This window comes from Paenibacillus sp. UNC496MF (assembly GCF_900113915.1).
GTDB classification, from domain to species: domain Bacteria; phylum Bacillota; class Bacilli; order Paenibacillales; family Paenibacillaceae; genus Paenibacillus_Z; species Paenibacillus_Z artemisiicola.
On the sequence record NZ_FORE01000009.1, the window covers coordinates 278,553 to 299,031 of the forward strand.

Consider the following 20,479-nt stretch of genomic DNA (forward strand, 5'->3'; position numbering starts at 1 on the left):
GCCGCCTAGCATGCAAAAAACAACCTGCTGCTACGCGTACGACCGCGGCCGGCAGGTTGCTTTGCGAGATGTCCGCCGTGCTTAGGATAGCGGGTCCTTCGAGAGCAGACTGTTGAGCTCCTTCATGAACATGTCGATGTCCTTGAATTGGCGGTAAACCGACGCGAACCGGACGTACGCCACTTCATCGACGGGATACAGCTGCGACATGACGAGTTCGCCGATTTCGCGGCTCTCGACTTCCGCCTGCGCGGTGGTGCGCAGCTCCTTCTCCGCTTCGGACACGATGATTTCGAGCTGATCGACGGAGACGGGCCGCTTCTCGCAGGCGCGGATCAGGCCGCGCAAAATTTTGTCGCGGCTGAATTCCTCCCGGCTGCCGTCTTTCTTGATGACGATCAGCGGGGTCTCCTCCACCATCTCGAACGTGGTGAACCGCCGCGTGCATTTCTCGCATTCACGGCGGCGGCGTATCGACTTGTTTTCGTTAGCGGGTCTGGAATCGAGCACTTTCGTTCCGGCGTAGTCGCAATACGGGCATTTCATCGTCTATATCCTCCGTCTACTCGCGATGCGAATTCGAATACGCGAACATTCCCAAACGTTACCTGTTATGAAACCGCCATTATCGCACATAATACTGTTACCAACCGCAAGGAGGTGAACGAACGAATGGCTAACAACAACGGAAGCAGCAATCAACTCGTAGTTCCACAAGCTAGCGCTGCTTTGGACCAAATGAAATATGAGGTGGCTCAGGAGCTGGGTATCTCTCTTCCACAAGACGGATACTATGGCAACATCACCACGAAAGATGCCGGTTCCATCGGAGGCAGCATCACTCGTAAACTGGTTCAAATCGCGGAGCAATCTCTTGCAGGTCGCGCCTAATCGATGATTGAACATCGGGCTTTGGTCGGTCGCCGTCGATGGCGGCCGGCCAAAGTCTTTTTTGCTATTCCGTCCGAATGTCGGGATAGAGCGTCTTGTACTTATTATAATAATAAATGACGCGCTGTATATAGTGTCTTGTTTCCCCGTACGGCACCTCGTCCACCGTCTCGGCCCGGCCGTCCCACGTGCCGTCCGAGAGCCAGCGGTTGACCGTCCCCGGGCCGGCGTTGTAGGCCGCGATCACCTTTACCATATTTCCCTTGAACTGCGCGTTCAATTCGTTCAAATACCACGATCCGATCTCGATGCCGGCTTCCGGCTCCGCCGAGACCTTCTCGGTCGTCATATCCTTGAAGCCGCCCTTCTGGATGATCCAATTCGCGGTGTCGGGCATCAGCTGCATGATGCCGATCGCGCCTTTCTTCGAGACGGCTTCCGGTTTGTAGTTCGTTTCGACCCGGATGATCGCCGCCACCAGATGGGCGTCCAGCTCGTACACCTCCGCGCTCGCGGCGATTTCCTCGCGGAAATGCACCGGATACAGCCAGCGGCTCATCCATTCCGAGCGGATGAACAGCAGCGCAAGCAAAGCCAGAATCAAGATGAGAAATACGCGCTTGCGCAACCGGCGTTTCTTCATGGCAATCCCTGCTCCTGCCAGAACAGGTCGACCTGGTGCCGCGTCTCGTCCAGCGTTCCGCCGTTGTCGATGACGAAATCCGCCAGTCGGCGTTTCTCCTCGATGTCCAGCTGCAGCGCGATCCGCCGCTCCGCCTCATCCGGCGACATTCCGTTGCGGGCGATCAGCCGCTCCGCCTGCACGGCGCGCGGCGCATAGACGACCATGACCGCTTCGTACAGCGAAGCTTGTCCCGTCTCGTAAAGCAGCGGAATGTCCGCGATGATCAGCTGCTTCGGATCCTCCGCTTCATACGCGCGAATTTGCGTCCACATCCGGTTGCGAATGGCGGGATGCAAAATCGCTTCCAACTTATTCAGCCGCTCGCGGTCGTTAAACACGAGCTTGCCGACCTCCGCGCGATTCATCGTGCCGTCGCCGTTCAGGACGGCTTGTCCGAATTCCGCGACGATCGCCGCCAAGGCGGGCTCGCCGGGAAGCACGACTTCCCGGGCCGCCTGGTCGGCATCCACTAGCTTGGCGCCGCGGGAGACGAGCATCGCGGATACCGTGCTCTTCCCGCAGGCGATCCCGCCGGTCAGTCCCAGTTTCAAGTCATTCACCTCGTAAGTAACCGCGCCGCCCGCCCACCGGCCGTGAGCGAGTCGACGCAGGGTATTCTACATGAGCCGTATGAAGCCCATGATGATGAGCATAATGCCAGGCAGCACCGATAGCGCGCGCATGCCGCGCCACGCCGCGAACCGAAAGCCGAGCCGCATGCCCGCCAGGAGAAACAAGCCGCTGGCCGTGCTGATGACGAGCGCCGTGAGCAGCGGGTTGAAGCCGACCAGCGCCGCGCCGAGACCGGCGCCGAAGCTGTCGAGCGACAACGCGAAGCCCAGCAGGACGGCTTCCGAGGACGAGATCACGCCCGACCGGTCGACGTCGGCGATTTGCGGGGTGCGCAGGATTTGAATGACGATGCCGAGCCGCTTCAGTTCGAAAATGACGATCGTCGAGGCGGTCGCGAGGCCTTCCGCCGAGAGCCCGATCGCGTCCGCCGTTTGGGGAACCGCCGATTCTTCGCCCGAATCGTCGGCGTTCTCGCGCCGGCGCTGCCACCATTGGATGAGCGCGTAGACGCCGATCAGCATGAGCAGGCCGGCGCCGATCGCCTTCGCGACCATCGGCGACATGTAATTCGTAAGCAGCGAGCCGATCTGCATGGACAGCCAGACGATCAACCCCGAACAAAAAGCGATGATGCAGATCGACAGCAACGGTATGCGGATCCGTCTTAATCCGTACGTCACGCCCACGCCGAATCCGTCCAAGCTGACGGCAAACGCGAGCAGCACTAAGGAAAACGCATGAATAAGCACCTTGATGTCCCTCCCATGAAGACGATAATGCAGGTTCTGTGCATTCGCCTAGAACATGAATGGTACATCATATGCGGCATCATGCCGCTCGTGCCTTATTTGGCGCGCGGCTTGACCCTCGCCTTGAGACGTTTGCCCGGCAGCGGCTGGCAGGCGGGGCAGGTATGCGTGCCCCGTCCGCCGACGACGGTCTTGACGATCGTGCCGCCGCAGCGGGTGCAGGCGCCGTCCTCGCGGCCGTAGATGAGCAGCTGGTGCTGGAACATGCCCATCTCGCCCTGACCGTTGACGTACGACTTGATCGACGAGCCGCCGGCGTCGACCGCGCGGCCGAGCGTCGCCCGGATCGCGTCGTACAGCCGGGCCCAGTCCGGCGCCTTCAGCGTGTCGGCGGCCCGCTCCGGATGGATGCCCGCCGTGAACAGCGCTTCGTCCACGTAGATGTTGCCGAGTCCGACGATATACGCCTGATTCAGCAGCAGCGGCTTGATTTTCGTCGTGCGGTGCGCGACCTCCCGCTTGAAGGCCTGCAGCGTGAACGCGTCGTCCAGCGGCTCGAGCCCCAGCTTGTTCAGCGGGGCGTTCGCCAGATCCTCGCCCGGCGCGAACAGATGCATCGTGCCGAATTGGCGGACGTCCTTATAGCGCAGCTCCGTGCCGTCGTCGAAACGGAACCGCACGTGCGTGTGCAGTTCGACCGGCTCGTCCTGCCGATAGACGCCGTAGCGCCCTTCCATGCGCAAATGCGACACGAGCACGAGCCCGTCGAGCAAAATACGCAAAAACTTGCCCCGGCGCTCCACCGTTTGAATCGTATGGCCGGCAAGCGCGGCGGCGAATGCCTCCGGCTCCGCCGGCCGCTGTATAATTCGCGGAAGCGTCACGGTTACCCGTTCGATCCGTTTTCCTCCGACAAGCTCGTTCAGCGTGCGCCGAACGGTTTCGACCTCCGGTAATTCCGGCATTTCGAGTCCTCCCCTGCCAAATGGTCCAATCCCCATTATACGACAGGATGCGCGGAAAGTCTTACTTCGCCTCGTACCAATTGTCGCCGTAACTGACGTCCGCCCGCAGCGGCACGTCCAGCTCGATCGCGCGCTCCATGACGTCCGGCACGAGCGTCTTCATCAGCTCCAGCTCGTCCGCCGGCACTTCGAAGACGAGTTCGTCATGCACCTGCAGCAGCATGCGGCTGCGCAGCTTGCGCGCCCCGAGCTCGGCGTCCATCTTGACCATCGCGAGCTTGATGATGTCGGCGGCGGTGCCCTGGATCGGCGTATTCATCGCCGTCCGCTCCGCGAAGGAGCGAAGGTTGAAATTCGAGGCTTTGATCTCCGGCAAGTAGCGCCGGCGCTCCAGCAGCGTCGTGACGTAGCCGTCCTTGCGCGCTTGCGCCACGATGTTGTCCATGTACGCCCGCACGCCCTCGAACACGGCGAAATACTGCTCGATGAAGCGCGCCGCGTCCTTGCGCGAGATGCCGAGGTTGTTGGACAAGCCGAAATCGCTGATGCCGTAGACGATGCCGAAGTTGACGGCCTTCGCCTGCCGGCGCATGTTGGCGTCCACGTTGTCGGCCGTCACGCCGAACACGTCCATCGCCGTCTTCGTGTGGATGTCCGTATCCTCGATGAACGCCTGCTTCATGCGGGCGTCGCCGGAGATATGCGCGAGCACGCGCAGCTCGATCTGCGAATAGTCCGCCGCGAGAATGCTCCAGCCCGCTTCCGACGGCACGAACGCCTTGCGGATGCGGCGCCCCTCCTCCAGCCGGATCGGGATGTTCTGCAGGTTCGGGAACTGGCTCGACAGCCGCCCCGTGGCCGCGATCGTCTGGCGGTAATACGTATGCACCTTGCCGGTATCGCGGCGGATCTCCTTCAGCAGCCCTTCCACGTAAGTGGACTGCAGCTTCGTCAGCTGCCGGTAATGCAGGATCAGCTTCACGATCTCGGAATACGGCTCCAGCTTCTCGAGCACCTCGGCGTCCGTGGAATAGCCCGTCTTCGTCTTCTTGATGACCGGCAAGCCGAGCTTCTCGAAGAGCACTTCGCCGAGCTGCTTCGGCGAATGAATGTTGAATTCCATGCCCGCGTGCGAGTAGATGTCGCTCATATACTGCGCGATGCCCCGCTCCAGCTCGGCCCCGAGCTCCTCGAGCACGCCCGGGTTGACTTGGATGCCCTGCTTCTCCATGCCGGCGAGCACGACGGCGAGCGGCAGCTCCAGCTCGTCGTTCAGCTTCGTCATGTTGCCCTTCCCGAGCTCCGCCGACAGCAGCGGCACGAGCCGCCTTACCGCGTCCGCTTTGGCCGCGAGATGGTTCGCGAGCGCCTCGCCCGCCGGCACCTGCAGCCGCGCGCCCTTGCCGTACACGGCCTCGTCGGTCTGGATGGCGGCCAGGCCGAAGCGCTGGATCAGCGCGGCCAGCGTCTGGCTCGATTCCGTCGGGTCGAGCAGGTAGGCCGCGAGCAGCGCGTCGAACCGGATGCCGCAGAGCGGGATGCCGGCCCAGCCGAGCGCCAGCTCCGCCTTATGCAGGTCGTAGCCGCGCTTCGGCGCTTGCGCGTCCGCCAGCCAATCCCGCAGCGGCGCGGCGGTCCGCTCGTCCATCAGATCGTCGTACGTCGCCACGGCGATCCGGTCGCCCGCGGCGACAGCGAGGCCGATCAGCCGCGCCTGATGCGGGTTGTCGCCGATCGCTTCGATGTAGACGCTCTCCGAAGCCGCGAGCAGCGCCGTCAGCTCGGCGGCCGGCATTTCCCCGGCGGAGACGACGTCGTACGTGGCCGCTGCCGCAACGGCCGCGGCGTCGGCGCCGGCCGCTTCCGGCAGCGCCAGTCGTTCGAGCAGCGACTTGAACTCCAGCTTGCGGAAATTGTCCGCGAGCGTCTGCGCGTCGTAGCCGCCGTAGACCAGCTCGTCCGTCCGCTTCTCGAGCGGCACCTCGCGGTAGATCGTCGCCAGCTTCTTGCTCATGACCGCGCTGTCGCGGTGCGTCTCGACTTTCTCCCTCATCTTGCCCTTCAGCTCGGCAGTGTTCTCCAGCACGCCCTCGACGGAGCCGAATTCATGCAGCAGCTTCAGCGCCGTCTTCTCCCCGATGCCGGGGATGCCGGGAATGTTGTCCGACGTATCGCCCATGAGCCCCTTCAAGTCGATGATCTGCAGCGGCTTCAGGCCGTACTTGGCATCGATTTCGGCGGGATCGTAGCGTTCGACCTCGCTGACGCCTTTGCGGGTCAGCGCGATCGTGACATGGTCGGACGCCAGCTGGAGCATGTCCTTGTCGCCGGACACGACGACCGTTTCCACGCCCTGCTCGTCCGCGAGCCGGCTGAGCGTGCCGATAATGTCGTCCGCTTCGTAGCCCGGCAGCTCGTACTGCGAGATGCCGAAGGAGCGCAAAAGCTCCTTGAGCACGGGAAACTGCTCCGACAGCTCCGGCGGCGTCTTCTCGCGGCCGCCTTTGTAGTCCTCGTACCCCTCGTGGCGGAACGTCGTCTTCCCGGCGTCGAACGCGACGAGCATATGCGTCGGCTTCTCTTCCTCCAGCAGCTTCAGGAGCATCGTCGTAAAGCCGTACACCGCGTTCGTGTGCAGGCCGGCCGAATTCGTCAGCGGCGGCATCGCGAAAAACGCCCTGTAGATGATGCTGTTTCCGTCGATCAATACCCATTTATCCATCCGAAGAGGCACCCCTCACCCTTTGATTTCCTTGGCACTATCATAGCATAAAGCAAACAAGCTTTCCCAATGGATCCGCTTGCGCGAACATTAGGAAAGCTTCATGGTTGCGCCGCCGGAACTAAGCGTCCGCCGCGAACTCCCGGGCGGCGCCGAACGGTGCCGGCCGGCCCAGCAGATACCCCTGCCCGTAGTGGACGCCGAGCGTCCGGATATGCTGCAGCTCCTCTTTCTCCTCGATGCCCTCGGCGATCACCTTGATGTCCATCTTCGCCGCCAAGTCCGCGAACGTCTGGACGAGATGCGTCTTCATCGGCTCCAGGTGGATGCCGCTGACCAGGGAACGATCGATCTTGATATAGTCCGGCTTCAGCTCCACGATCGATTGCAGGGAGGAATAGCCGGCCCCGGCGTCGTCGATGGCGATCTGATACCCTTGGTTGCGGTAATGCCGCAAAATCCGCTTCGCCGCTTCGAAATCCTCGATGGACGTCCGCTCCGTAATCTCGAACACGACGTGGTGCGGGGACAAGCCGTAGCGCTGCAGCATCGGCAGCGTCTGTCCCGGCGAGAACGACGGGTCGTTCATGATCTTGGCCGTAATGTTGATGAACAGCTTGCGTCCGTTGGCCAGCCCCGCGCAGCCTTCGATCGCCTTCTCGCGCGCCAGCCGATCGAGCGCGTACGTCAATCCCTCCTCGTCGGCAAAGTCGAACAGCCCCATCGGCCCGCTGAACCAGCGGCTCCCCGGCAGCCGGGACAGCGCCTCGTACCCGTAGAGCGACTCGGCTTCCGGCCGCAGCGCCAAGATCGGCTGATAGACGGGCTCGATAAGCCGCTCCTCGAGAATGCGCTCCAGCGCCCTGCGCTTCAGGCTGCGCTCGGCCGCGCCCCGCGACTGCCCGTGCACGATCGCCCGCTTGATGCCGTCGTACAGGCGCTCCTCTTCGGAGGCGATGCCGTCGTCGAGGAACGATACGCCCGCATGCAGGCGAAGCTCGGGCACCTGCTCGCCGAACGCCGCCTCCATGAACCGCGTCTCCCAATCCGACCGCAGGTCGTTGGACAGCTCGAGCAGCCGTTCCTCCTGCTTCTCCCGCCGTTCCTGCGCGAGCCGGTAACCGACGAACAGGTCGTCCCGCATCCACAGCCTCGACGTCTCCTGCAGGCCGGCCGACTCGTGCTCGTCCAATACCCGTTCCGCGAATATCCGCCAGGTCGCCCGAATCCGCCCTTCGACGTCCGCCCGTTCCTGCGCCTTGCCATGCCAAGCAAAGTAAATGATGCCCATCCCGCCGCTGTCTGTTCTCACGTTCACGTTTTTCCCTCTCCTAGATGCTTCTCCTCATATACGCTGCCTGACACGTAGGCGCTGCCGCTGATGGACTTGGCGCGCTTCTTCAGCCGCGCCGCCGCTTGCGAGACGGCCGCCGCGGTGACCGGCTGCTCCCCGTCCCACAGCAGCAGGGACAACGATAACGTGACGCCTTGCTGCGCGACCGGATGCCCGCTCCGGTCCGTGACGGCCGGCGCGTCTCCGCCGCCGTACGCGCCGACGCCGCCGTTGAACCGTTCGATCATCAGCCGGCACAGCCGCTCCGGATCGGAGCATTCAGACAGCAAGATAAAATCGTCTCCGCCGATATGGCCGATAAAATCGTCTTTCCCGCCCGCCGTAAGCGCCGCTTGCTGGAGCACCGAGCCCAAGAACCGGATCAGCTCGTCGCCTTGGCTGAAGCCGAAGCAATCGTTGTACCATTTGAAATAGTCCAAATCGGCGTACACGATGGCCAGCGGGCGCCGGCCGTCGATCCGGCGCTGAATCTCCCGTTGAATGGGCGCGTTCCCGGGCAGTCCCGTCAGCGGATTGGCCGTCAGCGCTTCTTCCGTCCGCAGCTGCGTCAAGCATTCCAGGATCGAACGGACCGAGGCCGCGCCCATCAGCTTGTCGCCTTGCGTAATGATCACGACATGGTACAGGCGGGACATGTCGCGCGCCATCGCCATCTGGGCGACCTGCTCCACCGGCCAGCTCCCGTCGACCACGAGCGCTTCCTCGTCCATGATTTTGGCGATGGGCCGGTTCCAATAAAGCGGCAGGCCGAACTGGCCCGCGAGCAGCTGGTTCATGTTCTCTTTCATCACGAGCCCGAGCGGGCGCCCTTCGAACGCGATCACCGCGCCCTGGACATGCGGGTTCGTCTCGAACATCCGCGCGAGATCCGATACGAGCGCGTTCGGATGGAACGTCGGAATCGACTTGGCCAGCTCGCCGATCGGAAAAGGCGACGGGCCGCCGGCCCGCGCGCGCATGCCGGCGGGCTTGCCTGATTCCCGCACGCTTGCGTTCGGCGATTCGGCATACGCCTCCGCCTCCGCGGCGGCCGCCGGCTCGAACACCGCCGCAGCCGCCTCCTCGCGGATCTGCTGGCGCATGACCGCGTGCTGCGCTTCCTTGACGGCGTAATAGATCGTCGCTTCCGCCGATCTTCCGATGCCCGACGGATACGCGAGCGCGTGTCCGATGGCGAAGCCGGCGAGGGCGCGCCCGGTGCTCGGCGCCTGCAGCGTTTCCCGCGAGAAAACGCGGCCCAGCCGCTCGCGGAGGCCGGCCAGCGCGCGTCCGACGAGCTTGTCCAATTGTTCGTCCGATTTGCCGCGCTGAAGGAAATAGAAAAAATCGTTCTCCATCCGGTACCGCCAGACGAGCCGCCGCTGCTCGTTCATCCAGCCCGTCAGCGCTTCATAGACGGATGCGGAAGGCCCGCCGTGCAGCTGCACGACGATGACGCCGATGCCGCCGTAATGCCACTGTTCCGTCAGCCGATGTATCATTGTACGGTCCAAAAGTCCATAGCCGATTTCGTCCACGGGAATCATCTCTCTTAGGCATAAGCCGTATTGACTAGCTTCTAGGGCTATTGTAGGGGGAGATTGTGATGGGAGCATATCTGAACTGTTAAAATCATGTAAAATCATAGGCGGCGTTTGGCAAGGGCGCTTGCTCACATGGCGTGAAGCGCTCCGCGGAATAAAAAAGACCCGGCGCGAAGTGCTCGCTCTCGGATCTTTGGGTGCTTAGGCGTTCAAATCGGGGCGCTTGCCGGTGACGAGATAGACGACGCTCTCGCCGATGTTCGTGGCGTGATCGGCGATCCGCTCGATATACCGGCCGACGAAGCTGATCAAACCGGCCTGCGAAATCGTCTTCGGGTTGTCCATCATGACGCCGTACAGGTCGCGGATGACCTGGCTGAACAGGGCATCGACCTGGTCGTCGTCCTGCGCCATCTTGCAGGCCAAATTGACGTTTTCCTGCACGTACGACTGAATCGACTCCCGGGTCATCTGCTGCGCGATGCTGGCCATCTGCGGAAGGTCGACCAGCGGTTTGACGAGCGTCTGGCCGTCCAGCCGCACCACGACCTTGGCGATGTCCACGGCGAGATCGCCCATGCGTTCCAGATCGCCCGCCATCTTGAACGCGACGAGAATCCGGCGCAAATCCTTGGCGACGGGCTGCTGCGTGGCGATCATGCGCGCGCCCAGCAAATCGATGTTTTCTTCGATTTGATTCAGCTTGATGTCGTCCGCGATGATCCTTCTGGCCGAGATCGTATCGAGCTGCTCCAGCGCGCGCATCGCGTCGCCGAGCACTTTTTCCACGCGGGTTCCCATCTCGATGAGCATGGCCTTCAGCTGATCCAGGCCGTCGTCTAGCTCTTTCCGTCTAATCACGCGCAGCGCCCCCTGTTCGCCCCTTAACCGAAGCGGCCGGAAATGTAGTCGTCCGTCGCCTTCTCGGAGGGATTCGTAAAGATCTTGTCTGTTTTGTCGTACTCGACGACTTTGCCCATGTAGAAAAACGCGGTTTTATCCGATACGCGGGCGGCCTGATGCATGTTGTGGGTCACGATGATGATGCTGTATTCCTGCTTGAGCTCGGCGATGAGCTCCTCCACCTTCGCCGTCGACACGGGATCGAGCGCGGATGCCGGCTCGTCCATGAGGATGACCTTCGGCTTGACCGCGATCGAGCGGGCGATGCACAGCCGCTGCTGCTGACCGCCGGACAGCGCGAGCGCCGACGTGTGCAGCCGGTCCTTCGTCTCTTCCCAGAGGGCGGCCTTCCGCAGGCAATCCTCCACGATCGCGTCGAGCTCCTTGCGCTTGCGGATGCCATGGTACCGCGGCCCGAAGGCGATGTTCTCGTAAATCGACTTGTGAAACGGGTTCGGACGCTGCCACACCATGCCGATCTTTTGGCGGAGCAGCACGACGTCGACGCCGGGGTCGTTAATGTTTTCGCCGTCGATCCATACTTCTCCTTTCGTGCGAACGCCGCCGATGGTGTCGTTCATCCGGTTCAAGCTGCGAAGAAACGTCGATTTGCCGCATCCGGACGGCCCGATAAGCGCGGTCACTTCGCGGGGCGCGAATTCAAGCGACACGCTCTTGATGGCCTCTTTCTCTCCGTAAAACACGCTGAGGTTGTTGGCCGACAATCCTGCCTGCTGCATGCTTGATCACTCTCCCCTTTATTTGGTGGCCGTAAATTTGCGGTGCAGGTACCGGCCGAACCAGCGTGCCGAGAAGTTGAAGATCAGCACCATGATGATCAGCACGGCGGATGCGCCCGCGGCGATTTGCGAAGCGTCCGGCGCGAGGCCTTCGCTGTTGATTTTCCAGATGTGCACGGCGAGCGTCTCGGCCGGGCGGAACGGATTCAGCGGCGAGAACGGGCTGAGCGGGTTCCAGTTCGTGAAGTCGAGGCGCGGCGAGCTCATGCCCGCGGTGAAGAGCAGCGCGGCGGCTTCGCCGAAGACGCGGCCCGAAGCCAGGATCGTCCCGGTGACGATGACCGGCGTCGCGATCGGAAGCATGACCGACGTGATCGTCTTCCAGCGCGAGAGGCCGAGCGCGAGGCTCGCTTCCTTCTGTTCGCGCGGCACGCCCTTGATCGCCTGCTCGGTGATCCGCACCATGAGCGGCAGGTTGAAGACCGTCAGGGCGAGAGCGCCCGAGAACAGCGAGAAGCCGAGTCCGAATACGTTGACGATGACGAGCAGGCCGAACAGGCCCACGACGATCGACGGGAAGGACGACAGCACTTCGACGATGAGGCGAATCGCGTCCGTCAGCTTGCCCGGACGGGCGTATTCGCTCATGTAGATGCCGGCGCCGAGGCCGAGCGGAATCGTGATGATCAGGGTCAGCACCAGCAAGAACAACGAATTGAACAGCTGCGGTCCGATGCCGCCGCCCGCCTTGATCGTCTGCGGACCGCTGGTCAGGAAGTGGAAGCTGATGTGCGGCAAGCCGCGGAAGAGAATATAACCGAGCAAGCCGGCCAGCAAAAGCACGATAAGAGCGGATATGGCGATAATGACGGCGGTTGCGATGCGGTCTGCGGTTTTGGCGCTCATCGGCTATTTCTCCTTTCCAGCAAGCGGACGATAAAGACGAAGACGAACGTCATGGCAAGCAGAATCAAGGCCAGCGACCACAGGGCGTTGTTGTGCGTGGAGCCCATGACCGTGTTGCCCATGTCGAGCGTGATGACGCTGGTCAGCGTGGAAGCCGACTCGAACAGGGAGTGCGGGATGTGCGGCGCGTTGCCGATTACCATCTGGACGGCGAGCGCTTCGCCGAACGCGCGGGACATGCCGAGCACGACGCCCGTGAGCAGCGAAGGCAGCGTCGTCGGAATGACGATGCGGTAAATCGTCTGCCAGCGGGTCGCGCCGAGCGCGAACGAGCCTTCCTTCAAGCCGCGCTGCAGGTTGGACAGCGCGTCGGTCGCGATCGACGTGATCGTCGGCAATATCATGAACGACAACACGATGGCACCGGCCGCGATCCCGATCCCCTGACCCGGGAATACGTTGCGCAGCAGCGGAACGACGACGCTCAGACCGACGAAGCCGAAGACGACGGACGGGATGCCGGCGAGCAATTCGATTACCGGCTGAAGGACGCGCTTGCCGAGTCCGGGCATGATTTGCGTCATGAATACGGCGGCGCAACAGCTAAGCGGCGCGGCGATTACGGCGGCCAGCAGCGACGTGCTGAACGAGCCGAAAATGAACGGCAGCGCGCCGTACAGCGGAATTTCGCCTTCCGGATCCCATTTCAGTCCGCTGAGCAGCCCGCCGAGGCTGACGCCATCCGTAATAAACGTAGCCAAGCCGCGGGAAGATACGAAGTATACGATCGCGCCGATCGTCACGACCAGCACGACGATGCACAGGGTCGTAAAGACCTTCCCTACCCACTCTTCCATGACGTGCGGTTTGGCCAAATTGCGTGCCGTGCTTGGTTTTACGCGGGACTGATCATTCACAGCGGGCTGCTCCATCGTTTCATCTCTCCTTCAATTACGAACATGATCGAAACACAAGTCAATTAGAGGCGGAATGACTCCACCTCTAATGATTGAATGCGTTATTCAATTCCTAAGGCCGTTCTTATTTCGTGACGTTGCCTGCGGCGTCGCGCTTCACTTGCATTTTCGTAACCGGGATATAGCCCAGTTCGACGACGTCGGCGTTTTGTACTTCGTCGCTCATGATGTAGTCGAGGAGCGCTTTCGTAGCGGCGTCAGGCTCGCCTTTCGTGTACATGTGCTCGTATGCCCATACCGGATACGTGCCGTTCACGATGTTGTCTTCTTTTGCTTCGACGCCTTCGTATTTTACCGTTTTAACCGTGTCGTCCAGGTAGGAAAGGGCCAGGTAACCGATCGCTCCGGGCGTATCCGTTACGTATTTTTTAACCGTACCGGAAGCATCTTCTTGGATGGAGCCCGGGATGTCTTGGGAAGCCGTGCCCAGTGCGTATTTCTCGAACGTTTTGCGCGTGCCGGAGCTGCTTGGACGGTTGATGATCGTGATTTTCTCGTCTTCGCCGCCTACGTCTTTCCAGTTCGTGACTTTGCCCGTGAAGATGTCGACCAGTTGTTGCTTCGTCAGGTTGTCGACCGTTACGCTTTTGTTTACGACTGCCGCCATGCCGACGACCGCCACTTGGTGGTCAACGAGTTCTTTCGCTTTGTCGGCGTCCGCATCGACGAATTTCTCTTCGGCGAAGATGTCGGAGTTGCCGATCGTTGCTTGTCCGCCTTGGACTTGCGTCAGGCCCGTGCCGCTGCCGCCGCCTTGGACTTGAACCGTGATGCCGCTGTATTTGGAGTCTTCCATAAATTTCTTCGATACTTGATCGACAAGCGGTTGAAGAGCCGTGGAACCTGCCGCCAGAATGGAACCGCTCAAAGCCTCGCCGCCTGCATTCGAACCGCTGTTGCCCCCTGCGTTCGTTCCGCTGTTGCCCTCGTTCGTCGTGCCGCTATTTGCAGTGTTGCCGTTGTTCTCTTTGTTAGAGCCGCAAGCAGCAAGCCCGATCGTCAACATGAGCGCTACAACAATGAATAATGCTTTTTTCATTCCGTTCTTTTTCTCCTTCCGCTTTCCCTGCGGTTATTTGTTCTTACAGGAGCTATTGTACGGTTCCCTTATTAATTTGATATTTCCTTAGTGTTAACGGAATGCTAAAACTACATAGATAGATTGAATACTAGAGTCGGGTATTATAAATTAATTGTATAACTGAGACGACGGGGAGTTTAAAAATCATGAGCATATTAAGATTGCGGATTTTAGTGCTGCTCGGCGAGCTAAAAAAAGTAACGGCGGTCGCCGACGAGATCGGCGTCAAACAGCCGACGGTCAGTTTTCATATGCGCAAGCTCGAGGAGGAATGGGGCGCTCCGCTCTTCGAGATCAAAACCGGCAAGGTGCTCCTGACGGAGCCGGGCAAAATGCTGTATCGCTATGCCGTCGAGATCAACAAGCTTTATAAAGAAGCGCAGTCGCGCTTCCAGTCTTTCCGCGAGCACGGCAAACACGGCTTCGTGATCGGCAGCACCGACGCGGCTTCTTCGCTGCTGTTCGGCCGCGACTGGCATGTCCGGGCGGCGGACGCCGCGCCGATGCGCATTCAACTGCGGACCGGTCCGCACGACGCGCTGCTCGAGCAGCTGTTGACCGGCGCGATCGACCTGCTCGTCAGCGGCGGCTTCTCCGCGCGCGGCGCCCTGTCCCAGCTGACGTACGAGGATCTCGGGGAAGAGCGGCTGCTGCTGTTCATGGGCGACCGGCATCCGCTTGCGGACAACGCCTCCATCCCGCCGTACAAGCTGGCGGGGTATCGGTTTGTCGAGCTCGCGGACGCTTCGTTGCAAGAGGCGCTTCGCGTCTGGGAACAGCACGAGAAGCTGTCGCTCGCCTTCGACTGGTCGACCGATCGGGTCGACCTCGCGCTCGCCGCCGCGGAGAACGGCGGCTCGCTGACCGTTCTTCCCGCCTCGGCGGCGCTCCGGGCCGCCGGGCCGCTGCAGCACGTGCCGCTGCCGGGGCGTCCGGTGACCCTGCAGCTGACCGCCGCCTGGCGCTCCGACTACTGGAATCTTCCGCTGCTGCAGCGGATCGTGGGGTTAATATCGAGAACGACCCCCTAAGGGCACGACCCCCTAAATCCCCCTCGCCAGGGGGACCCCGAGGGCCCCGGCCCTCTGCACACCCGGGAGTTGCGACCCCCTAAATCCCCCTCGCCAGGGGGACCCCGAGGGCCCCGGCCCTCTGGACACCCGGATGGCATAACGTCGGCGGGACAGAGCAGCGCGCTTGGGCTACGTGTGTGCTAGGCTTCGTTTTCGTCCCTCGCGGGACACACTTTACGGTTGCGCTCGCGAGTTACCTGGTGTCCCTTGCGGGACCATGGGAACGCGATGCGCCGCAGAGACGCTCGGGAGCTGCGGCGTGCCGGTCCCCGCTTTCGTCCCTGGCGGGACACGCTTCACGTTGGAGCTTGTGGCAAGCCGGCGCCTGCGGCTGGCTTGCTATTTGGCGGCAGCTCTTCAGCCGCCTGGACTTTGCAAGCCTGCGCCTTTGGCTGGCTTGCTCTTGGCGGCAGGTCTTCGCCGCCGAAGTTGGTGCTAAGCTGCCTGCGGCAGCCTTGGTATAACGCAAGAGCCGTTTACGGAAGCTAACTTCAGCTTCGTAAACGGCTCTTGTCGTTTATAGGATTAGGAGTTCAGGTCGGGTCTTACGCCCGTCACGAGATAGACGACGGATTCTCCGATGTTCGTCGCGTGGTCGGCGAAGCGCTCGATATAGCGGCCGACGAAGCTGAGCAGGTTCGCTTGGGAGATGGTCTTCGGGTTTTCCATCATGAGCGAGAACAGCTCGCGCGTGATCTGGGAGTACAGCGCGTCTACGAGATCGTCGTCCTTCGCCATTTTGTACGCCATGTTCACGTTCTCCTGCACGAACGACTGGATCGACTCGTACGTCATCATCTGCACGATTTGCGACATGCGCGGCAGGTCGATGAGCGGCTTGATCAGCGTCTGGCCTTCCAGGCGGATGACCGTCTTGGCGACGTCGACGGCCAGGTCGCCCATCCGTTCGAGGTCGCTCGCGATTTTGAACGCGACCAGAATGCGGCGCAGGTCCTTCGCGACCGGCTGCTGCGTCGCGATGAGCGTCGAGCCGATCTCGGAAATTTTCTCTTCGAGCTTGTTCAGCTCTTTGTCTTCCTTCACGATGCGTCTCGCTTCATCCGCATCGACGCGTTCGAGCGCCTCCATCGCTTGGGCGATCGCCGTTTCGACGCGGCGGCCCATTTCCACGATGAGCTCGTTCAATTCTTCGAGTCCTTGATCGAACTCTTTGCGTTTCGTCATCATTTTCGCGTCCTACGTCCTCTCCGTTTTGCTGGTATCAGCCGAACCGGCCGCTGATGTAATCTTCCGTACGCTGGTCGCGCGGGTTGGAGAACAGCTTCTCCGTATCGGAAAATTCCACGACTTCGCCGTTAAGGAAGAATACGGTTTGATTGGATACGCGCGCCGCTTGATGCATGTTGTGCGTGACCATGACGATCGTGTATTTGTCTTTCAGCTCTTGCGCGAGCTCTTCGATCTTCAGCGTGGAGATCGGGTCGAGCGCGGACGTCGCTTCGTCCATCAGCAGCACGTCGGGGTTGACCGCGATGGCGCGCGCGATGCACAACCGCTGCTGCTGGCCGCCGGAGAGGCTCAGCGCGGAACGCTTCAGATGATCCTTCACTTCGTCCCACAAGACGGCGGAACGCAGGCTCGTCTCGACGATCTCGTCCAGCTTCGCCTTGCTGCGGATGCCGTGCAGGCGCGGGCCGTACGCGACGTTGTCGTAAATGGATTTCGGGAACGGATTCGGCTGCTGGAACACCATGCCGACCTTTTTGCGGAGCGTCTCCACGTCGACTTCCTTGGAGTAAATGTCCGCGCCGCCGATCGTGATTTTGCCTTCGATCCGGGTGTTCGGTATCATGTCGTTCATGCGGTTGAGGGTCCGCAGCAGCGTCGACTTGCCGCAACCGGACGGACCGATGAAGGCGGTGATCGCTTTCTCCGGAATGTCCATGGTGACGCTCTTCAGCGCCTGGAAGTTCCCGTAGTACAGGTTCAATTTATGAATGTCGATCAAGGTTTGCGAAGCGATGGATTGCATACCGTTCTCCTCCGTATCGGTGGTGGACGTTCGTCCTTTTAGACCCAAAGGCTGAAGCCGTTTCGCCGCCCGAAGGCGGACGCGTCCGGCCAATACGCCGGACTTCCCGTTAATCGTAGCCGCGAATTGTAAATCGCGGATAGTCGTTTTGTTAACGCCATGTAAAAATTCTTGAAAACGCGCAAAGGATCGTTACGAACGGCCCTGCATGGCCCCGATCAGCGCATCGATGCGCTCCGTAACCTGCTGCGCGCGTTCATACGCTTCGTTCGACAGCCGGCCGATCTCGGCGGCGCTGCCGCTGTTGCCCGACGCGGCGTGGAACAGCTGCTGGAACACGCCGGCCGCTTCGTTGACGTACGTCCGGCTGGATTCGGCTTCCGTACGGCCGAGCCCGACGAGGCGGACGGTTTCCTTGACCGCCTCGAGGATGGACCCGATCAGCCGGTTGATGTCGTCCGCGGACGCTTTCGTCTGCGTCGCCAGCTGCCGAACCTCGTTGGCCACGACCGCGAAGCCGCGGCCGTGATCGCCCGCGCGCGCCGCTTCGATCGTCGCGTTCACCGCCAGCAGGTTGCATTGGTCGGCCAGCTCGCGAATCAGCTTCGAGACCGTGCCGATCGAGCCGGCGCGCTCTTGCAGCTCGCCGATTTGATGTTCTTGTCTATTCGTCCGCTGCGACATGCTGTCAATGGCGGCGGAGACTTTGTCGAGTTCGTTCTTGCCTTTCAGCGTCAGATCCAGCATCTCCCGCGACATCGTTTCGCCCTTGACCGAGGCGACGTTCACTTCGTGGACCGAACGGTCGATGTCCCGGATCATGCCCTGCGCGCCTTGCATGATCGCGACCTGCGCCTGTACCGTCCGCTGCTGCAGCAGGCGGGACATCTTCAGCAGGTCGGACATCGTCAGAATGCCCATGAAGCGCCGGTCCTCCGTCACGATGACGCAGTCGTACAGCGTCTTGTCTTCGCGGCCGAGCGCGAGATCGAGCAGCTCCTGCGGGGAAATGTCCCGGTCGACGATCAGCGGCTGCTTGTCCATCAGCCTGGCGATCGAACGGCCGTAGTAGATTTCCCGGCCGAAGCGGTGCGTCTGGATGATGGTCAGCCGGTTCTTCATGACGAGTCCCAGAGGGCGGTCGTCCGCGTCGCAGACGACGACGCATTCATGGTCCGGGGCCGCCGCGAACCGCCCGATCACTTCTTCGCACGTGTGGGCGGTCGCGACGATCGTCGTCTTGCGGACGAACGGCAGCATCAGATCATGATTGTCGTCGTTCCGTGCCGGATTCGCCGCACCTCCAGGCCCGATTCCTTTCGATTCCACCACAGCAACGCTCATGCTCAGCACTCCCTCTCGTCTAGCTATCTATTGTAGCTACACTATAGGACTTAAGCATTATCGTTTATGCCGGATATTGTTAGTTGAGTGTTAAAATTCCGGGTATTTAGACATAATTCGACTCGTTATCAGCGCATCTTGCGCGCGTTCATCCAGAGCGGAACCCGGAACACGATGTTGATCAGCAGGACGATAAACACGAGCACCGCCGCGGATTTCTCCGCGATCAGCCGCGCGTCCGGCACGATCGCCTCGGACTGGACGTACCACAGGTGAACGGCAAGCGTCGCGCCCGGGGACAGCGGATTAAAATCCCACATGACGCCCGACGACGTCACGCCGCCGGTCAGAATGATGACGGCGCTCTCGCCGAACGCGCGGCCCGCCACGAGGCAAATCCCCGTCACGATGCCGTTCAGCGCGACCGGAATCAGGACGCGGCGAATCGTCTGCAGATGCGTGCTGCCGAGCGCGAACGAGGCGTTCTTCATCTCCGGCGGCACGGCGCGGATCGCTTCCTCGGTCACCCGGGTCAAGACGGGCAAATTCAGGAACGCGAGGCTGACCGCCGCCCCGAGAATCGTCAAGCCGAGATCGAGCGTCTCGACGAAGAGGACGATCCCGAACAAGCCGAAAATGATCGACGGCACGGACGCCAGGCCTTCGACGCAAATGCGGATGAACGCGATGAATTTATTCGCCGGCGCGAATTCCGCGAGATAGATGCCGGAAGCCATGCCGAGCGGAATGGAGATGATGAGCGAGATGATCAGCACGTAAAACGAGTTGAAGAGCAGCGGTCCGATGCCCCCGCCTTCCATGATCTCGCTCGGTTCGCCGTACAGGAAGCCGAGGCTGAGCTTCGGCATCCCCTTCTGGAGGATCGTGAACAGCAGCGCGATGATGAACAGCACGGTGAGGATGCCCACGGCCCAGACGATGCCCGTGAACAGCTTGTCGTTGAACCGGTTCAAGCCGCGGCGGGAGGAAAAAGGACTCGCGGCCGTCGTGGATTTCTCTGCGCTCATGATTTCACTCCTTTGCCCTGAAGCAGACGCACGGCCACGATCATGATGAGGGAGATCACGAGCAGAATGAAGCCCATCATGTACAGCGCGTAGTTCCACGTGGAATCGAACGGCACGTTCGGAATTTGCATGACGATGTTGCTCGTCAGCACGGACGTCGGCTTGAACAGCGCGTCGGCCAGCTGCGGCGTGTTGCCGATGACCATGACGACCGCCATCGTTTCGCCGATGGCGCGGGCCATGCCGAGAATGACGGCATACATGATGCCGCTCTTGGCGGCGGGAATGACGACGCGGATGATCGTCTGGAACCGGGTGGAGCCGAGCGCGTAGGACGCGTCGCGGTACTTCTTAGGCACGGCGACGATGGAGTCGTCCGTGATGCGGCTGATCGTCGGCAGCACCATGATCGTAAGCACGATGCCGGCAGCCAATATGCCATCGCCCAGGTTGGTTCCCGTCAACGAACGCAGCATCGGAATCAGGAGCGTCAAGCCCAGGAAGCCATAGACGACGGAAGGGATGCCGACGAGCAGGTCGAGCACGGGACGCAGCGCGTTCTTCAGCCAAGCGGGCGTCATTTCCGATAGGAAGACTGCAATAATGAGCGATAACGGCACCGAGATCAGCATGGTCAGTAACGTCAGCGCAACCGTGCCGAAAATAAACACGAACGCGCCGTACTGCTCATTTTCAGGTACCCAATCCGTGGAGAAAAAGAAGGTTTTCAGAGACACGGTTTCGAAGGTCAGAATACCGGTCCGGCCCATGAGGAACAAAATCGAAAACAGAATTAAGCAAACAAACACCGCGCTTGCGATACATATGATCTTGAACGTTCGGTTGTAGAACGCGAGCCGCGCTCTGCGGCCAAATCTCTTGCCGGATGAAATCTCCAAGCTCCGGCCTAGTTCTTCGCTTGAGTAAACGGTGCCGGAATTCGGCACTTCCATCATACTCATAACTGTCTCT

The 20,479-nt window shown here is 61.1% G+C and carries 20 protein-coding genes; 2 read left to right on the forward strand and 18 right to left on the reverse strand.

The features are described 5' to 3' along the window. Positions 1 to 81 precede the first annotated feature (81 nt). Entirely contained in the window at positions 82 to 546 is a 465-nt protein-coding gene (gene nrdR / locus BMZ79_RS17115) for a transcriptional regulator NrdR (protein ID WP_090641931.1), read from the reverse strand. Positions 547 to 672: 126 nt separating this feature from the next. On the opposite strand from nrdR, the gene BMZ79_RS17120 reads away from it, so the two are divergent. Further along, positions 673 to 891, forward strand: a complete 219-nt coding sequence (locus BMZ79_RS17120; protein WP_090641932.1) for an alpha/beta-type small acid-soluble spore protein — start codon at positions 673 to 675, stop codon at positions 889 to 891. Positions 892 to 955: 64 nt separating this feature from the next. On the opposite strand, the gene BMZ79_RS17125 is transcribed toward BMZ79_RS17120, so the two are convergent. From BMZ79_RS17125 to BMZ79_RS17180, 12 genes are all read right to left on the reverse strand, one after another. After that, positions 956 to 1,534, reverse strand: coding sequence for a lytic transglycosylase domain-containing protein (locus BMZ79_RS17125; protein ID WP_090641934.1), 579 nt, complete (start codon positions 1,532 to 1,534; stop codon positions 956 to 958). Beyond that, positions 1,531 to 2,127, reverse strand: a complete 597-nt coding sequence (coaE, locus tag BMZ79_RS17130) for a dephospho-CoA kinase (RefSeq protein WP_090641936.1) — start codon at positions 2,125 to 2,127, stop codon at positions 1,531 to 1,533. The genes BMZ79_RS17125 and coaE overlap by 4 nt, the downstream gene beginning before the upstream one ends. 66 nt (positions 2,128 to 2,193) lie before the next feature. After that, complete coding sequence (gene ytaF, locus BMZ79_RS17135) at positions 2,194 to 2,898, reverse strand: sporulation membrane protein YtaF (RefSeq protein ID WP_090641937.1); 705 nt, start codon at positions 2,896 to 2,898, stop codon at positions 2,194 to 2,196. A 95-nt stretch (positions 2,899 to 2,993) separates the two neighbouring features. Then, positions 2,994 to 3,863, reverse strand: coding sequence for a DNA-formamidopyrimidine glycosylase (gene mutM / locus BMZ79_RS17140; RefSeq protein ID WP_090641939.1), 870 nt, complete (start codon positions 3,861 to 3,863; stop codon positions 2,994 to 2,996). Positions 3,864 to 3,924: 61 nt separating this feature from the next. Further along, on the reverse strand, positions 3,925 to 6,585 hold the full coding sequence (polA, locus tag BMZ79_RS17145) for a DNA polymerase I (protein WP_090641941.1): 2,661 nt from the start codon (positions 6,583 to 6,585) through the stop codon (positions 3,925 to 3,927). A 121-nt stretch (positions 6,586 to 6,706) separates the two neighbouring features. Beyond that, a complete protein-coding gene (locus BMZ79_RS17150; protein ID WP_090641942.1) occupies positions 6,707 to 7,903 on the reverse strand; it encodes an EAL domain-containing protein in 1,197 nt (398 codons plus the stop codon). Continuing rightward, entirely contained in the window at positions 7,900 to 9,420 is a 1,521-nt protein-coding gene (locus BMZ79_RS17155) for a GGDEF domain-containing protein (protein WP_218154707.1), read from the reverse strand. The genes BMZ79_RS17150 and BMZ79_RS17155 overlap by 4 nt, the downstream gene beginning before the upstream one ends. A 243-nt stretch (positions 9,421 to 9,663) precedes the next feature. Further along, the gene (gene phoU / locus BMZ79_RS17160; protein WP_090641946.1) at positions 9,664 to 10,323 is read right to left on the reverse strand and encodes a phosphate signaling complex protein PhoU; all 660 of its coding nucleotides are present in this window, start codon (positions 10,321 to 10,323) and stop codon (positions 9,664 to 9,666) included. Between the two features lie 23 nt (positions 10,324 to 10,346). Next, positions 10,347 to 11,105, reverse strand: coding sequence for a phosphate ABC transporter ATP-binding protein PstB (gene pstB, locus BMZ79_RS17165; protein ID WP_090641947.1), 759 nt, complete (start codon positions 11,103 to 11,105; stop codon positions 10,347 to 10,349). 18 nt (positions 11,106 to 11,123) lie between these two features. Further along, on the reverse strand, positions 11,124 to 12,011 hold the full coding sequence (gene pstA, locus BMZ79_RS17170) for a phosphate ABC transporter permease PstA (protein ID WP_090641948.1): 888 nt from the start codon (positions 12,009 to 12,011) through the stop codon (positions 11,124 to 11,126). Then, positions 12,008 to 12,868, reverse strand: a complete 861-nt coding sequence (gene pstC / locus BMZ79_RS17175) for a phosphate ABC transporter permease subunit PstC (protein WP_371263737.1) — start codon at positions 12,866 to 12,868, stop codon at positions 12,008 to 12,010. Before pstC (BMZ79_RS17175) ends, pstA (BMZ79_RS17170) begins: the two co-directional genes overlap by 4 nt. A 184-nt stretch (positions 12,869 to 13,052) precedes the next feature. After that, a complete protein-coding gene (locus BMZ79_RS17180; protein ID WP_090641951.1) occupies positions 13,053 to 14,027 on the reverse strand; it encodes a phosphate ABC transporter substrate-binding protein in 975 nt (324 codons plus the stop codon). Positions 14,028 to 14,215: 188 nt separating this feature from the next. Between BMZ79_RS17180 and BMZ79_RS17185 the strand changes: the two genes are divergently transcribed. Beyond that, positions 14,216 to 15,100: a LysR family transcriptional regulator gene (locus tag BMZ79_RS17185; protein WP_090641953.1), complete on the forward strand. Its 885-nt coding sequence runs from the start codon at positions 14,216 to 14,218 to the stop codon at positions 15,098 to 15,100. 567 nt (positions 15,101 to 15,667) lie between these two features. Here the strand turns inward: BMZ79_RS17185 and phoU (BMZ79_RS17190) are convergent. The 5 genes from phoU (BMZ79_RS17190) to pstC (BMZ79_RS17210) all read right to left on the reverse strand — a co-directional run bounded on the left by phoU (BMZ79_RS17190) (position 15,668) and on the right by pstC (BMZ79_RS17210) (position 20,463). Then, a complete protein-coding gene (gene phoU / locus BMZ79_RS17190) occupies positions 15,668 to 16,327 on the reverse strand; it encodes a phosphate signaling complex protein PhoU (protein ID WP_090642177.1) in 660 nt (219 codons plus the stop codon). Between the two features lie 37 nt (positions 16,328 to 16,364). Further along, entirely contained in the window at positions 16,365 to 17,135 is a 771-nt protein-coding gene (pstB, locus tag BMZ79_RS17195; protein WP_090641954.1) for a phosphate ABC transporter ATP-binding protein PstB, read from the reverse strand. A 192-nt stretch (positions 17,136 to 17,327) separates the two neighbouring features. Beyond that, positions 17,328 to 18,479 carry a methyl-accepting chemotaxis protein gene (locus BMZ79_RS17200; protein ID WP_090641956.1) on the reverse strand — a complete coding sequence of 384 codons (1,152 nt, stop codon included), beginning with the start codon at positions 18,477 to 18,479 and terminating at the stop codon, positions 17,328 to 17,330. 128 nt (positions 18,480 to 18,607) lie between these two features. Then, a complete protein-coding gene (gene pstA / locus BMZ79_RS17205; RefSeq protein WP_090641957.1) occupies positions 18,608 to 19,507 on the reverse strand; it encodes a phosphate ABC transporter permease PstA in 900 nt (299 codons plus the stop codon). Continuing rightward, positions 19,504 to 20,463 (reverse strand): phosphate ABC transporter permease subunit PstC, encoded by a 960-nt coding sequence (pstC, locus tag BMZ79_RS17210; RefSeq protein ID WP_090641958.1) that lies wholly within the window; start codon positions 20,461 to 20,463, stop codon positions 19,504 to 19,506. The genes pstA (BMZ79_RS17205) and pstC (BMZ79_RS17210) overlap by 4 nt, the downstream gene beginning before the upstream one ends. Positions 20,464 to 20,479 lie beyond the last annotated feature (16 nt).

Bases quoted from the DNA above. Each gene is read 5' to 3' on its own strand.
- nrdR (WP_090641931.1), bottom strand. From the start codon at position 546: ATGAAATGCCCGTATTGCGACTACGCCGGAACGAAAGTGCTCGATTCC.
- BMZ79_RS17120 (WP_090641932.1), top strand. From the start codon at position 673: ATGGCTAACAACAACGGAAGCAGCAATCAACTCGTAGTTCCACAAGCT.
- BMZ79_RS17125 (WP_090641934.1), bottom strand. From the start codon at position 1,534: ATGAAGAAACGCCGGTTGCGCAAGCGCGTATTTCTCATCTTGATTCTG.
- mutM (WP_090641939.1), bottom strand. From the start codon at position 3,863: ATGCCGGAATTACCGGAGGTCGAAACCGTTCGGCGCACGCTGAACGAG.
- polA (WP_090641941.1), bottom strand. From the start codon at position 6,585: ATGGATAAATGGGTATTGATCGACGGAAACAGCATCATCTACAGGGCG.
- BMZ79_RS17155 (WP_218154707.1), bottom strand. From the start codon at position 9,420: ATGATACATCGGCTGACGGAACAGTGGCATTACGGCGGCATCGGCGTC.
- pstB (WP_090641947.1), bottom strand. From the start codon at position 11,105: ATGCAGCAGGCAGGATTGTCGGCCAACAACCTCAGCGTGTTTTACGGA.
- pstA (WP_090641948.1), bottom strand. From the start codon at position 12,011: ATGAGCGCCAAAACCGCAGACCGCATCGCAACCGCCGTCATTATCGCC.
- pstC (WP_371263737.1), bottom strand. From the start codon at position 12,868: ATGGAAGAGTGGGTAGGGAAGGTCTTTACGACCCTGTGCATCGTCGTG.
- BMZ79_RS17180 (WP_090641951.1), bottom strand. From the start codon at position 14,027: ATGAAAAAAGCATTATTCATTGTTGTAGCGCTCATGTTGACGATCGGG.
- BMZ79_RS17185 (WP_090641953.1), top strand. From the start codon at position 14,216: ATGAGCATATTAAGATTGCGGATTTTAGTGCTGCTCGGCGAGCTAAAA.
- phoU (WP_090642177.1), bottom strand. From the start codon at position 16,327: ATGACGAAACGCAAAGAGTTCGATCAAGGACTCGAAGAATTGAACGAG.
- pstB (WP_090641954.1), bottom strand. From the start codon at position 17,135: ATGCAATCCATCGCTTCGCAAACCTTGATCGACATTCATAAATTGAAC.
- BMZ79_RS17200 (WP_090641956.1), bottom strand. From the start codon at position 18,479: ATGAGCGTTGCTGTGGTGGAATCGAAAGGAATCGGGCCTGGAGGTGCG.
- pstA (WP_090641957.1), bottom strand. From the start codon at position 19,507: ATGAGCGCAGAGAAATCCACGACGGCCGCGAGTCCTTTTTCCTCCCGC.
- pstC (WP_090641958.1), bottom strand. From the start codon at position 20,463: ATGATGGAAGTGCCGAATTCCGGCACCGTTTACTCAAGCGAAGAACTA.